Source organism: Variovorax sp. SG517, from assembly GCF_013376045.1.
In the GTDB taxonomy this organism is placed as follows: Bacteria; Pseudomonadota; Gammaproteobacteria; order Burkholderiales; family Burkholderiaceae_C; genus Variovorax.
In genome coordinates this window covers 1058186-1070674 of record NZ_JABMJG010000001.1, presented here as the reverse complement: position 1 = coordinate 1070674, position 12489 = coordinate 1058186, and the positions used below count along the sequence as shown (strand labels likewise).

Genomic DNA, 12489 nt, shown 5'->3' with positions numbered 1-12489 from the left:
CCGCCCGGCTACTTGCCGTAGGGGTTGCGCACGCCCAGCCCCGCGAGGATCTCGATCTCGTACGCCTCCATCTCGTCGGCGTCGGCCTCGCTGGTCTCGTGGTCCCAGCCCTGCGCGTGCAGCGTGCCGTGCACCAGCAGGTGGGCGTAGTGGTCGGCCAGCGTCTTGCGGTTCTCCTTGGCCTCGCGCGCGACCACCGGCGCGCACAGCACCAGGTCGGCCATCACGACGGGGCGCTGCGCATAGTCGAAGGTGAGCACGTTGGTCGCGTAGTCCTTGCCGCGGAACTCGCGGTTCAGGCGCTGGCCCTCGTCGGCATCGACGATGCGCACCGTGATCTCGCCGTCGATGTCGAGCGCATGGCGTATCCAGCGCGTCACGCTGTGGCGCGGCAGCGCGGCGCGATGGCGCTCCACGCCCTTGAAGCGGCCGAACTGCAGCGACAGCGAAAGCGCCGGGAGCTTCGATGCCGCCATCTCAGTGGCCCCCCGAGCGCTTGCGCTGGCCGTCGTAGGCATCGACGATCTTCGCCACCAGCGGATGGCGCACCACGTCCGCGCTGGTGAAGTGCGTCATGGCGATGCCGTTCACCCGCTTGAGCACGCGCTCGGCGTCGATCAGGCCGCTCAGCTGGTTCTTGGGCAGGTCGATCTGGCTCACGTCGCCCGTCACCACCGCGCGCGCGCCGAAGCCGATGCGCGTGAGGAACATCTTCATCTGCTCCGGCGTGGTGTTCTGCGCCTCGTCGAGGATCACGAAGGCGTTGTTCAGCGTGCGCCCGCGCATGAAGGCCAGCGGCGCGATCTCCAGCGCGTTGCGCTCGAAGGCCTTCTGCACTTTCTCGAAGCCCATCAGGTCGTAGAGCGCGTCGTACAGCGGGCGCAGGTACGGGTCGACCTTCTGCGTCAGGTCGCCCGGCAGGAAGCCCAGCCGCTCGCCTGCTTCCACGGCCGGGCGCGTCAGCACGATGCGCTGCACCGCGGCGCGCTCCAGCGCGTCGACCGCGCAGGCCACCGCGAGGTACGTCTTGCCGGTGCCGGCCGGGCCGATGCCGAAGGTGATGTCGTGCTTGGCGATGTTGTCGAGGTAGATCGCCTGCGTGGGCGTGCGCGGCCGCAGGTCGCCGCGCCGCGTGACGAGCATCGCCGCGTCCTCGTCGCCATCGAGCATCCCGCCGTCGCCGGCCAGCGTGAGCTGCACCACGGCCGCGTCGATGGGCCGCTGCGCGATCTCGTAGAGCGCCTGCAGCACGTCCATTGCGCGCTGGGCGGCGGCCTTGTGGCCCTCGACCTTGAACTGCTCGTGGCGGTGCGCGATCTTCACGTCCAGCGCCTCCTCGATGCGGCGCAGGTGCGCGTCCAGCGGGCCGCACAGGTGGCTCAGGCGCGAATTGTTCAGTGGGGTAAAGGTGTGTCGCAGAATCACGCCGGACATTTCAAGCAAAAGGGCACCCATGATAGGCAAACTGACCGGCACCCTGGCTGAGCGCAATCCGCCGCAGGTCGTTGTCGACTGCAACGGCGTCGGCTACGAGGTCGACGTGCCGATGAGCACGTTCTACAACCTGCCGAACGTCGGCACCAAGGTGTCGCTGCTCACGCACTTCGTCGTGCGCGAGGACGCGCAGATTCTCTACGGCTTCGGCACCGCCGAGGAGCGCGCGGCTTTCCGCCAGCTCATCAAGATCACTGGCGTGGGCCCGCGCACCGCGCTGGGCCTGCTCTCTGGCATGAGCGTGGGAGAGCTCTCGCAGGCGATCACTACGCAGGAGCTGGGCCGGCTGGTGAAGATCCCCGGCATCGGCAAGAAGACCGCCGAGCGGCTGCTGCTGGAGCTCAAGGGCAAGCTCGGCGCCGACATCGGCCTTCCGGCGCACGCCGCCTCCGACGCGCAGGCCGACATCCTGCAGGCGCTGGTCGCGCTGGGCTACAGCGACAAGGAAGCCGCGCTCGCGCTCAAGGCGCTGCCGAAGGACGTGACGGTGAGCGAGGGCATCAAGATGGCACTGAAATCGCTGGCCAAGTAGGCCGGCCGTTCAGGGGTAGATCTTCTCGCCCTTGGCCAGCATCTCCACGAACTGCGCGATGCGGCGCGCCCGGGTCTCGGGCTTCTTCGCGCTCTGGGTGCGGAACAGCACGGCGAAGCGGTTGCGCGAATCGAGCGTGGCGAAGAACTTCGCGGCTTTCTTGTCGGCGTCGAGCGCGGCCTGCAGGTCGGACGGCACGGTGGCCTTGGCGACGCCTTCGTAGGCCGCGTCCCAGCGGCCGTCGGCCTTGGCGCGCTCGATCTCGGCGTGGCCGGCCGGCTGCATGCGGCCTTCGTCGATCAGCTTCATCACCTTGTCGCGGTTGATCTGCGACCAGGTGCTGCGTTTGGTGCGCGGCGTGAAGCGCTGCAGGAAATACTGCTCGTCCTGGCTCTTGCGCTGGCCGTCGATCCAGCCCCAGCACAGCGCTTCTTCGAGCGCCGCGGGGTGGTCGATGGAGGCGATGCCGCTGTCCTTCTTGGCGATGCGCAGCCACACGCCGGCGGCGCTCGCGTGGTGGCGCTTGAGCCAGCGCGCCCACGAGGCGGCATTGGTGCACTCGACAGGCGTGTCGTGCGCAACGCGTTCGGTCGTCTCTTGCGCCTTGCTCAAGGCACCCACCAGTAGCGCAGCGCGTGGAAGTAGATGGGCGCCGCGAAGATCACCGAGTCGAGCCGGTCGAGCATGCCGCCGTGGCCCTCGATCATCGACCCCCAGTCCTTCACGCCGCGGTCGCGCTTGATGGCCGACATCACGAGACCGCCGAAGAAGCCCATGAGGCAGATGGTGAGCGCCATCAGCGCCGCCTGCCACGGGTTGAAGGGCGTGGCCCAGTACAGCGCCGCGCCCAGCGCGGTGGCGCTCGCGACACCGCCGATCAGGCCTTCCCAGGTCTTGGAAGGCGAGAGTTCGGGTGCCACCTTGCGCTTGCCGAAGAGCTTGCCCCAAACGTACTGCAGCACGTCGCTGCCCTGCACCACGATCACCAGGAAGGCGATCAGCAGCAGGTTGCGGCCCTCGAAGCCCGGGATCTGCAGCGTGAGCAGCGCGGGCACGTGGCTGATGCAGAACACGCACACCATCAGGCCCCACTGGATCTTGGAGGTGCGCTCCAGGAAGCGCCGCGTGTCGCCGCTCACCGCCGCCAGGATGGGCAGCAGCAGGAAGGCATACACCGGGATGTAGATGGCGTAGAGCCCGTACCAGTCGATCCAGATCAGGAAGTACTGCCCCGGCAGCGCGAGGTAGAAGGCCAGCGCGATCGGCGCATGGTCGCCGCGGCGCGTGTAGGCCAGGCTGATGAACTCGCGCAGCGCATAGAACGAGATCAGGTAGAACAGCACGATCACGCCGCCCTTGCCGAAGGCGAAGGCGATGCCGATCACCGCCACCATCACCCACCAGGCGTTGACGCGCGAGTTGAGGTTGTCGATCACCAAGTGCGGCTGGCCGTGCGCCACCCGCCACTTCAGCAGCGCGCCGATGGCCGATGCCAGCACCAGCACGCCGGCCACGCCGCCGAAGAGCTTGAGCGTGGTCCACGCGAAGGGAGAGAGCTCGATCATGCTGCGGCCCCTCCGTTGTTCTGACCGCTTTGGCCGTTCTCTTCGATCCGGTCGTACTCGGGCCGCAGGTCCAGCATCGCCGCGCGGGCCCGGGCGATGAAGCTGTTCTTGTCCTCGCCCTCGGCCAGCGAGATCGGCGCGCCGTAGCGCACCGTGCAGGCCAGCGGGATCGGCACCAGCGTGCCCTTGGGCAGCACGCGTTTCAGGTTCTCGATCCACACCGGCACCAGTCGCACGTTGGGGCAGGCGCGCGCCAGGTGGAAGAGACCGCTCTTCAGCGGCAGAAGGATCTCGTCGCCGGTGTTGCGCGTGCCCTCGGGGAACATGATGAGCGAGTCGCCGGCGTCGAGTGCCTGCTTCATCTGCTCGACCGGGTTCTCGCCCTGGCCCGAGCCGTCGCGGCGGATCATCAGTGCGTTGAACACGTCGATGCCGATGAACTGGCGGGTCTTCGAGGCCATCCAGTAGTCCTGCCCCGCCACGGGCCGCGTCAGCGCGCGCAGGTCGGGCGGCAGCGTGGCCCACAGCAGCACGAAGTCGCCGTGGCTGGTGTGGTTGGCGAAGTACAGCGTCTGCTCGGCCTTGGGCGTGGAGCCCGACCAGATGGCGCGCACGCCGGTCAGCAGCCCGGCCGCGCCGATGATGAGCTTGCCCGCCACGATGGCGAGGCCGCGCCGCAGCACGGTGCTTTCGGGCTTGTCGTCCTCGATCTTCCTGTCGTTGTTTTCTTCCGGGTTCAAGAGATGTCCTGTGTCATCAAGGCTAGTAGGAACAGGGCGCTCTGGCAGGCCACCACGATGGCGTGGCGCTGCATGAGCTGGCGGGTGCCCTGCACGCGGTCGTCGAGCGGGCGGGGAGCGTGCTGCGAAGGTGGCGGCTCGCGCAGTCCGAGGGAGGCGAGCGCGCGGTCGAGCGCGTCGAGCGAGGCGACGGTGCCGCGCGCGAGGCCGTCGAACAGCGCCTCGTCGAAACGCAGGCGGAACGCGAAGTAGCGCTCCAGCGCGCCGAGGATGACGACCGCGCCGAAGCCCATGGTGGCGGTGGTCGAGAGCGAGCGCAGCGTCAGCGCGAGCACCAGCGCCGAGATGCAGGTGAGCGCGAAGCCCCAGAGGGCCAGCAGCGCCGCGGCTCGCAGCAGCGCCGCGAGCGCGGCGCAGGTGGTTCTGTCGTTGTCATCGGTCATGGGGCGGCACCTCCTGCAAGGGCTCGAACGGCTCCAGGGAGACCCGCCACGCATCCCGCAGCACGATCTGCGGCCGTGCCCGGCGCACCGTGTCCTCGGCCTGGGCGACGCCGCCTGCCGCGCCGTAGCGGCCCAGCCAGGCGATCACCGCCGCCGCGCTGCGCGAGAAGCCGAGCGCGCAGCAGACCCACACTGTGGCACCGTCCGCGTTCCTGCGCTGGCCTTCGATGACCGCCGCCGCGCGCTGCAGGCGCACCGCGGGCGGCACCGTCAGGTCGAGGATCGGCACGCAGCGCGCGTGCGGCACGCCGGCGGGCATCTGCAGCTCCGCGCACAGGCTCACCAGCCGGGGCCGGCCGGCCGCCAGCCACTCGGCGTGCGTGGGCCGCCGGCCCAGCCGCAGGCCCGGCACCACCTCGACCGACGCCGGCAGGCTGCGCGTCCAGAGCCGGGCATTGACGGCGGCGCCGAGCCGGTAGGGCGCCAGCATCCAGCGCGCCGCCCAGCCCATGCGGCCGCGACCATTCATCTGGAAGCCGCGCGCACCGAAGCCCGCATAGTTCAGCGCTACCAGCACGAGCGAGGCGGCCGGCCACGCGAGCCACAGCGCGATGCCGCCGCCGTAGAGCGCCGCCGCCAGGAACAGCACTGCACCCACCGCGTAGAAGCCCGCCAGCTTCCAGCGCTGCGGGTCGCGCGTGGTGCGCCATGCGCGCGGCATCGACACCACGCGCTCCAGCGGCCACAGCCACACGCAGAACAGGCCCAGCAGAGCGCCGGTCGGGATGTCGATGAAGTGGTGCTGCCAGGTCGTCAGCACCGAGGCGCAGATGGCGAAGGCCCAGATGTGCAGCACCAGCCGCGCCCACAGCGGCCGGATGAACTGCCGGTACCAGTCCCACAGGATCACCGCCAGCGCGATATGCAGCGACGGCGCCTGGTTGAAAGGCTGGTCAAAACCACGCAGCGCGTTGAACAGGAAGGCCGGCGCGCCGTCGACCGGCGGCTGCCCGAAGCTGAAGTGCAGCGGCCACAGCACGAAGCAGGTGCAGGCGACGAGCGTTGCCGTCAGCAGCCGCAGCGCGTGCCGGTCGAGCGCGTGCCTGCTGCGCGCTAGAAAGAGCGACAGCGCGTAGAAGACGTTGATCGTCCAGTAAGGGAAGATCGTCCACGGCCAGAACGGCACGTGCCGCTCCCACTCGAAGGCCATCGACGGCACATTGGCGCGCGTGGTGGCCCACCAGTTCGCGAAGCCGTAGGTCGCGTAGAACAGCGGCCCCAGCAGCACCAGCCAGGCGGCTGCGCGCTTCCAGGGCCGCCGTGCCGGCGCAGCGGTCGTCATTGCGTGACGCGCACCGCCAGCGACACCGTGAAGATGCCCCACTCGTCCACCCGCTGGTCGATCTTGCGGAAGCCGGCTTCCTCCACCAGCTGGTCCATCTCGTACTGCGTGCGGCGGCGCATCACCCAGGCTTCGCCCTGGCGGTGGCTGGTGAGGGCGCGCGCGATCATTTCGAGCTGCGGATGCCAGGGCTGGCCGGTGTAGACCAGGTAGCCACGGTCTTCCACCGCATCGCCCACGCCCGCGAGCGAGCGGCGCACCATCTCGTTGTCGGGGAAGAGCTCGTACAGGCCCGACACCACCGCCAGCGTGGGCCGCGGCGTGACGCTGGCCAGGCTCATGCGGTCGAAGGCGTCGGCCTGCACGAACTGGGCGATGTCTTCCAGGCCCTTCTCGGCGATGAGCGCGCGGCCGTCGCGCACGTTGATGTCGCTGTAGTCGCGCAGCAGGATCGAGCTGGCCTTGACGGGGCTCGCCAGCACCGCATCGAGTACGTAGCGGCCGTGGCCGGCGGCGATGTCCATCACGCGCACCTCGCGGTGCATCTCGGCCAGCCGCTCCATCGCGATGCGCAGCAGCTCCTCGACGTGGATCTTGCGCTGGCGGATGCCGCGCCAGCCGATCGACTCCAGGTAGGTCTTGTCGATGGAACGGCCGATGAACGAGCTGCCCTGCGGATGGTTGCGATAGACGTAGTCGAGCGTGCTGCCCGAGTCGAAGCCGGTTTCGTGGCCGAGCTTGATGCCCTCCGACATCGTGCCGCCCAGCTTCAGTCCGGCGCGGGTGATCGCCCAGTAGGCGCCGCGCGGCGACAGGGGCGAGAGCGGCTCGGCCAGCGCGCGCGACTCGTCGGCCGTGTCGCCGCTCAGGTGCGCCTCGCGGCGGTCGACGGGCACGGCGGGCTCGTCGAAGCGCTGCAGGATGAATTCGCGGATCTGCGCCACGGCAGGCGCGCGGTCTTTCTCGCCCAGCGTGTCGTGGAAGAAGCCCGGCAGCTCGACCTTGGTCTTGACCGCGCTGCCCAGCCGCTCGAAGAACTGGTGCTGCGGCTTGTGGTGCACCACCCAGTCGGCGCCCGAGATGAGCAGCTGCACCGGCAGCGTGATCGCATTCGCATCCGCCACCACGCGGTCGGCGGCTTCGTACAGCCCCAGCAGGATGTTGACCGCGATGGGCCGGCTGATGAGCGGGTCGCTCTCGTAGCTGGCAATGCGTTCCGGGTCGTGCGTGAGGAACTTCGCCTTCACGTAGCTGTTGACGAAGAAAAGCCCGCGCAGCTTGTGCATCAGCGCCAGGCCCGGCCGCGCGAAGGGCACGTAGAGCTTGACCTTGAAGGCCGGCGAGGCGAGCGTGAGGCCGCGCACCTTGGGCGCGTAGTCGTGCGCCCAGGTGGCGATCAGCACCGCGCCCACGCTCTGCGCGACCACGTGGATGTCCTGCTCGGGCACGCCGTGCACCGCGCCGATGTGCTGCACGAAGGTCTGCACGTCGCGCACCGAGGTGCCGAAGCTGGGGCTGTAGCCGCGCTGGCCCGGCGAGCGGCCGTGGCCGCGGGCGTCCCAGGCGTAGAAGTCGAAGTCGGGCAGGTCGAGCTCGTCGACCAGGTGCGCCATGCGCGCGCCGTGCTCGTGGCCGCGGTGGAACAGCAGCACGGCGCCGCGCCGCGCGGCTCCCGTGGCGGGCCAGCGGCGGTAGAAGAGCGATTCGCCGTCGTGCGTCTGGAAGTGGAGTTCTTCGGCGATGCGTTGAGTTGTGTTTGTCATTGAGTCCCTGTGGAATTCTTGTGGTCTGCCTCCGCCAGTGCCCGGCGGATGCGGTTGATGGTGGTCCAGGCCACGAGCGCGGCCAGCAGCGGCATCAGCCAGGCCGTCCAGCCCGGCAGCGGCCCGCCCAGCGCCACGTACGGGCCGAGCGCGCCGAACACGAAGGCCCGGTCGCTCTTGCCCAGCGGACCGTCGTAGCGGCGCGAGGCGCCGACCGTCGGGCCCAGCGCGCCGGCGAATTCGCTCAGCCCGGCCAGCACGATGACCGTGCCGACCCAGAAGCCGCTGAAGGGCTGCACCAGCGCGAAGGGCAGGTACAGCGCCGCGTCGGAGACCACGTCGGTCAGTTCGTTGAGGAAGGCGCCCAGTTTGCTCTGCTGGTTGTGCTCGCGCGCCAGCATGCCGTCGATGGCGTTGAAGGCCATGCGCAGGAACATCCACAGCGGGATGAGCCCGAAGGCCGCCAGCGAGGGCGCCGCGAAGAAAAGCCACAGCCCGAGCGCCACCGATACCGCGCATGCCGCCAGCGTGACCTGGTTGGCGGTGACGCCCATCGCATGCAGCCGGATCACCAGAGGCCGCAGCAGGGCCTGGAAACGCGGCTTCAGTTCGTAGATCGACACGTGCTGGCTTCCCCTCGTTCGTTATATGGCCGGAGCATTCTGCCAGTGAAGAACGGGCCCCCACGCTCGGCACTGCGTGTCCTCGCTACCCCCCGAGGGGGCGCTCGCTTGCTTGGGGCGGCCCGGCGCGGCGCTCGGGACTAAACTTGTAGTCGCACACCCCTCCCAAATGACCATCCAGACAGACGACTTCGCGCCCGCCCCCCAACGCGTGGTGTCCGCGGCCCCGGCCTCGCCCAACGAGGAGGCCATCGAGCGGGCCTTGCGCCCCAGGCTGCTCGACGAATACGTCGGCCAGGCCAAGGTGCGCGAGCAGCTCGAGATCTTCATCGGCGCCGCCCGCAAGCGGAAGGAGGCGCTCGACCACGTGCTGCTGTTCGGCCCGCCGGGCCTGGGAAAGACCACGCTGTCGCACATCGTCGCGGCCGAACTGGGCGTCAACCTGCGCCAGACCTCCGGCCCGGTGCTCGAGAAGCCCAAGGACCTGGCGGCGCTGCTGACCAACCTGGAGCCGAACGACGTGCTCTTCATCGACGAGATCCACCGGCTGAGCCCGGTCGTCGAAGAAATTTTGTATCCCGCGCTGGAGGACTACCAGATCGACATCATGATCGGCGAGGGCCCCGCGGCGCGCAGCATCAAGCTCGACCTGCAGCCCTTCACGCTGGTGGGCGCCACCACCCGCGCCGGCATGCTGACCAACCCGCTGCGCGACCGCTTCGGCATCGTCGCGCGGCTGGAGTTCTACACGCCCGAAGAGCTCGCGCTGATCGTGCACCGCAGCGCCGGGCTGCTCAAGGTCGAGGCCGACGCGGCCGGCGGCTTCGAGATCGCCCGCCGCTCGCGCGGCACGCCCCGCATCGCCAACCGGCTGCTGCGCCGCGTGCGCGACTACGCCGACGTCAAGGGCAACGGCCGCATCACGGAAGACATCGCGCACCGCGCGCTGGCCATGCTCGACGTCGATCCGCAGGGCTTTGACCTGATGGACCGCAAGCTGCTGGAGGCCGTCATCCACCGCTTCGACGGCGGCCCGGTCGGGCTGGACAACGTGGCCGCCAGCATCGGCGAGGAGCGCGACACCATCGAGGACGTGATCGAGCCCTACCTCATCCAGCAGGGCTACCTGCAGCGCACGCCGCGCGGACGCATCGCCACGCTGGCCGCCTACCGCCACCTGGGCGTGGTGCCGCCCTCGGGCCGCGCCGACGGACCCGATCTCTTTGGAGCCTGATCCCCATGCACACCCATGACCTGAGCGCCTGGCAGCACGACCACCATTTCGGCGCCGACACCTCCTCCGCCGAGCGCAGCACGCGCCTCGTGATGTGGATCACCTTCGCGATGATGGTCGTCGAGATCGGCGCCGGCTGGTGGTTCAACTCGATGGCGCTCTTGGCCGACGGCTGGCACATGAGCTCGCACGCGCTGGCCATCGGCCTGAGCGCCTTCGCCTACGCGGCCGCGCGACGCTATGCGCGCGACCCGCGCTTCGCCTTCGGCACCTGGAAGATCGAGGTGCTCGGCGGCTTCGCGAGCGCGTTGGCGCTGCTGGGCGTGGCGGCGCTGATGGTGGTGGGCTCGCTGGAGCGGCTGTGGTCGCCCGCGGCGATCCACTATCCCGAGGCCATCTCGGTGGCGGTGCTGGGGCTGGTGGTCAACCTCGTTTGCGCGCGGCTGCTCGGTGGGGCGCACCATCATCACGGCCATGACCACGGACACGCGCACGACCATCACGATCACCACGGCCATGGTCACGACCTGAACCTGCGCTCGGCCTACCTGCACGTCGTGGCCGACGCCGCCACTTCGGTGCTCGCCATCGCGGCGCTGCTGGGCGGCTGGTTCTACGGCTGGGCCTGGCTCGACCCGGCGATGGGCATCGTCGGCGCCGTGCTGGTGGCGGTCTGGGCCAAGGGGCTGCTGAAGGAAACCGGCAAGGTGCTGCTCGACCGCGAGATGGACCACCCTGTCACGCAGGAGATCAAGGAAGGCGTCGAGACCCTGCTGGCCGACTCCGAGACCCGCGTGGCCGACCTGCACGTGTGGCGCGTCGGCCGCGACGCCTACGCTTGCGCGCTCACCGTGGTGACGCACTCGCCGACGCTCACGGCCGACGAGGTGCGGGCCTGCTTCTCGATGCACGAGGAGATCCGCCACTCGACGGTGGAAATCCAGCGCTGCGTGGATTAGGTCCAGCGGGGAGCGAGCAAGCCGAAGTCAGGCCTTGGGCCGCGCGTGCCGCACGATCAACATCTGCGCCGCGTAATACGTGCCCAGCACCCAAAGCTGCGCCAGCGGCAACGGCATCACGAACTTGTTGATCGCCAGCAGCGAGTCGCTCAGCATGAAGAAGCAGGCGCCCACCGCCACCCATGCCGCCGATGGGTCGGTCCGGCGCAGCACCGCCGCGCGCCCGATGGCCTGCGCCGCCATGCAGGCGATCACCACCACGTAGGCGCCGACAGGAATCCGCAGCGCCGCAGGCAGCCCGCCGTGCCAGAGAAAGGCGTACATCCCCGCACCCACCAGCAGCGTGGCCGCCAGCGCCCCGGGCCGCGGAAACAGGCCCGCGCCGATGCGGAACAGCGCGATGTAAGCCAGGTGGGCCAGCAGGAAGCACACGAGGCCCGGCACGAACATTCCGCCCGGCCCCATCAGCAGCACGTCACCCGCCAGCGAGGCGACCAGGCCGGCCAGCAGCAGGCCGTCGAAGCCGGTGATTGAACCCGCCGCGAGCGCCCGCCGGGCCGCGAGGAAGATCGCGATCGACAGGGCCAGCGGCTTGAACAGGTAGTGCACCCAGCCGATGCCCAGTGCCGCGCTGGCCGTGGCCAGGGCTGCGGCCTCGATCAGCAGCACCTCCGTGACGGTCAGCCGCCCCTGCAGCACGCCGCCGATCGCCCACAGCATGCCCGTCAGCGCGGCCAGCCACACGGCCGAGTGCGGCAGCGGCATGAGGTCGGAGAACCACAGGAACACCACCGCGAACCCGACCAGCAGCAGGAACTGGATGCCCGCGAACCACAGCACGCCCGCGCTCACCACCGGCTCGTAGCGCGTCACCTTCGCGATGTCGAAGGGCGGCTTCGGAAAGCGCGCCGCCACGTCGGCCGGCCGCCAGCCCGGCGGCTTGATCCACACGCGCAGCTTGTCGGCCCAGCTGCGCGCGTGCCATGAATCCTTCGCGAGCGCCCAGTAGACCTCGGCGTTGGCCCACAGCGGGTCCCAACTGCGCAGCCCGCCGCGCGTGCCGTAGACGCAGCGCTCCTCCTCCTCGCGGAAGGTGCCGAACAGGCGGTCCCACACGATCAGCACGCCGCCGTAGTTGCGGTCGAGGTAGCGGTCGTTCACCGCGTGGTGCACGCGGTGGTTGGAGGGCGAGCAGAACCAGCGGTCGAACCAGCCCAGCCTGCCCACCTGCTCGGTGTGCACCCAGAATTGGTAGAGCAGGTCGACGAGTGCCACCACGCCGAACACCAGCGGCGGCACGCCGGCCACCGCCATCGGCAGGTAGAAGATCCAGCCCAGCAGCGCGCCGCTGGAGGTCTGGCGCAGCGCAGTCGAGAGGTTGTAGTGCTGGCTCTGGTGGTGCACCACGTGCGCCGCCCACAGCACGGCCGACTCGTGGCCCATGCGGTGCAGCCAGTAGTAGCAGAAGTCGTAGAACACGAGCGCCAGCAGCCAGCCGTACCAGGTGGTCCAGAACTCCCTGGCCGCTTCCTGCGGAAAGAGCGAGATCGCCGAATACACGGCCGTGTAGATGCCGATGCGCAGCAGGCCGGTGAGCACCGCGCTGATCTGGCTGAGCATGCCCAGCCCGACGCTGTTGATGGCGTCGGCGAGGCGGTAGGTGTCCTGCCCGGTGCCGCGGCGCGCACGGGCGCGGCCGATTGCGAACTCGATTCCCATCAGCAGGAAGAAGATGGGGGTCGCTATGACGATGATCTGGCCAGGTCGCATCGCGCGATTGTGGCGTTGCTGCAC

At 69.5% G+C, this 12489-nt stretch carries 13 protein-coding genes; 3 read left to right on the top strand and 10 right to left on the bottom strand.

What is annotated here, in order from left to right; all coding sequences use genetic code 11:
• Positions 1-8 precede the first annotated feature (8 nt).
• Both ybeY and FHT32_RS04985 read right to left on the bottom strand, forming a co-directional pair.
• Positions 9-476 (bottom strand): rRNA maturation RNase YbeY, encoded by a 468-nt coding sequence (gene ybeY / locus FHT32_RS04990; protein WP_176663490.1) that lies wholly within the window; start codon positions 474-476, stop codon positions 9-11.
• Between the two features lies 1 nt (position 477).
• Positions 478-1434, bottom strand: coding sequence for a PhoH family protein (locus FHT32_RS04985; protein ID WP_176663489.1), 957 nt, complete (start codon positions 1432-1434; stop codon positions 478-480).
• A 19-nt stretch (positions 1435-1453) separates the two neighbouring features.
• On the opposite strand from FHT32_RS04985, the gene ruvA reads away from it, so the two are divergent.
• A complete protein-coding gene (gene ruvA, locus FHT32_RS04980; RefSeq protein WP_176663488.1) occupies positions 1454-2026 on the top strand; it encodes a Holliday junction branch migration protein RuvA in 573 nt (190 codons plus the stop codon).
• 9 nt (positions 2027-2035) lie between these two features.
• On the opposite strand, the gene FHT32_RS04975 is transcribed toward ruvA, so the two are convergent.
• The 7 genes from FHT32_RS04975 to FHT32_RS04945 are packed head-to-tail and all read right to left on the bottom strand — an operon-like array spanning position 2036 to position 8502.
• A complete protein-coding gene (locus FHT32_RS04975; RefSeq protein ID WP_176663487.1) occupies positions 2036-2638 on the bottom strand; it encodes a YdeI family protein in 603 nt (200 codons plus the stop codon).
• Complete coding sequence (locus FHT32_RS04970) at positions 2635-3591, bottom strand: phosphatidate cytidylyltransferase (protein WP_176663486.1); 957 nt, start codon at positions 3589-3591, stop codon at positions 2635-2637. The genes FHT32_RS04975 and FHT32_RS04970 overlap by 4 nt, the downstream gene beginning before the upstream one ends.
• Positions 3588-4274 carry a lysophospholipid acyltransferase family protein gene (locus tag FHT32_RS04965; RefSeq protein ID WP_176663621.1) on the bottom strand — a complete coding sequence of 229 codons (687 nt, stop codon included), beginning with the start codon at positions 4272-4274 and terminating at the stop codon, positions 3588-3590. Before FHT32_RS04965 ends, FHT32_RS04970 begins: the two co-directional genes overlap by 4 nt.
• A 53-nt stretch (positions 4275-4327) precedes the next feature.
• A complete protein-coding gene (locus tag FHT32_RS04960) occupies positions 4328-4774 on the bottom strand; it encodes a hypothetical protein (protein ID WP_176663485.1) in 447 nt (148 codons plus the stop codon).
• Positions 4764-6116, bottom strand: a complete 1353-nt coding sequence (locus tag FHT32_RS04955; RefSeq protein WP_176663484.1) for a phosphatase PAP2/dual specificity phosphatase family protein — start codon at positions 6114-6116, stop codon at positions 4764-4766. The genes FHT32_RS04960 and FHT32_RS04955 overlap by 11 nt, the downstream gene beginning before the upstream one ends.
• Positions 6113-7879: a bifunctional alpha/beta hydrolase/class I SAM-dependent methyltransferase gene (locus FHT32_RS04950; protein ID WP_176663483.1), complete on the bottom strand. Its 1767-nt coding sequence runs from the start codon at positions 7877-7879 to the stop codon at positions 6113-6115. Before FHT32_RS04950 ends, FHT32_RS04955 begins: the two co-directional genes overlap by 4 nt.
• Complete coding sequence (locus FHT32_RS04945; protein WP_176663482.1) at positions 7876-8502, bottom strand: CDP-alcohol phosphatidyltransferase family protein; 627 nt, start codon at positions 8500-8502, stop codon at positions 7876-7878. Before FHT32_RS04945 ends, FHT32_RS04950 begins: the two co-directional genes overlap by 4 nt.
• Positions 8503-8671: 169 nt before the next feature.
• On the opposite strand from FHT32_RS04945, the gene ruvB reads away from it, so the two are divergent.
• The gene (gene ruvB / locus FHT32_RS04940; protein ID WP_176663481.1) at positions 8672-9736 is read left to right on the top strand and encodes a Holliday junction branch migration DNA helicase RuvB; all 1065 of its coding nucleotides are present in this window, start codon (positions 8672-8674) and stop codon (positions 9734-9736) included.
• Positions 9737-9741: 5 nt separating this feature from the next.
• Positions 9742-10695, top strand: coding sequence for a CDF family Co(II)/Ni(II) efflux transporter DmeF (dmeF, locus tag FHT32_RS04935; protein ID WP_176663480.1), 954 nt, complete (start codon positions 9742-9744; stop codon positions 10693-10695).
• A 27-nt stretch (positions 10696-10722) separates the two neighbouring features.
• On the opposite strand, the gene FHT32_RS04930 is transcribed toward dmeF, so the two are convergent.
• Positions 10723-12465, bottom strand: a complete 1743-nt coding sequence (locus FHT32_RS04930) for a lysoplasmalogenase family protein (protein WP_176663479.1) — start codon at positions 12463-12465, stop codon at positions 10723-10725.
• Positions 12466-12489 lie beyond the last annotated feature (24 nt).

Excerpts from the sequence above, each read along its gene's own strand:
- ybeY (WP_176663490.1), bottom strand. The coding sequence starts at position 476 with ATGGCGGCATCGAAGCTCCCGGCGCTTTCGCTGTCGCTGCAGTTCGGC.
- ruvA (WP_176663488.1), top strand. The coding sequence starts at position 1,454 with ATGATAGGCAAACTGACCGGCACCCTGGCTGAGCGCAATCCGCCGCAG.
- dmeF (WP_176663480.1), top strand. The coding sequence starts at position 9,742 with ATGCACACCCATGACCTGAGCGCCTGGCAGCACGACCACCATTTCGGC.
- FHT32_RS04955 (WP_176663484.1), bottom strand. The coding sequence starts at position 6,116 with ATGACGACCGCTGCGCCGGCACGGCGGCCCTGGAAGCGCGCAGCCGCC.
- FHT32_RS04950 (WP_176663483.1), bottom strand. The coding sequence starts at position 7,879 with ATGACAAACACAACTCAACGCATCGCCGAAGAACTCCACTTCCAGACG.
- FHT32_RS04930 (WP_176663479.1), bottom strand. The coding sequence starts at position 12,465 with ATGCGACCTGGCCAGATCATCGTCATAGCGACCCCCATCTTCTTCCTG.
- FHT32_RS04960 (WP_176663485.1), bottom strand. The coding sequence starts at position 4,774 with ATGACCGATGACAACGACAGAACCACCTGCGCCGCGCTCGCGGCGCTG.
- ruvB (WP_176663481.1), top strand. The coding sequence starts at position 8,672 with ATGACCATCCAGACAGACGACTTCGCGCCCGCCCCCCAACGCGTGGTG.
- FHT32_RS04985 (WP_176663489.1), bottom strand. The coding sequence starts at position 1,434 with ATGTCCGGCGTGATTCTGCGACACACCTTTACCCCACTGAACAATTCG.
- FHT32_RS04970 (WP_176663486.1), bottom strand. The coding sequence starts at position 3,591 with ATGATCGAGCTCTCTCCCTTCGCGTGGACCACGCTCAAGCTCTTCGGC.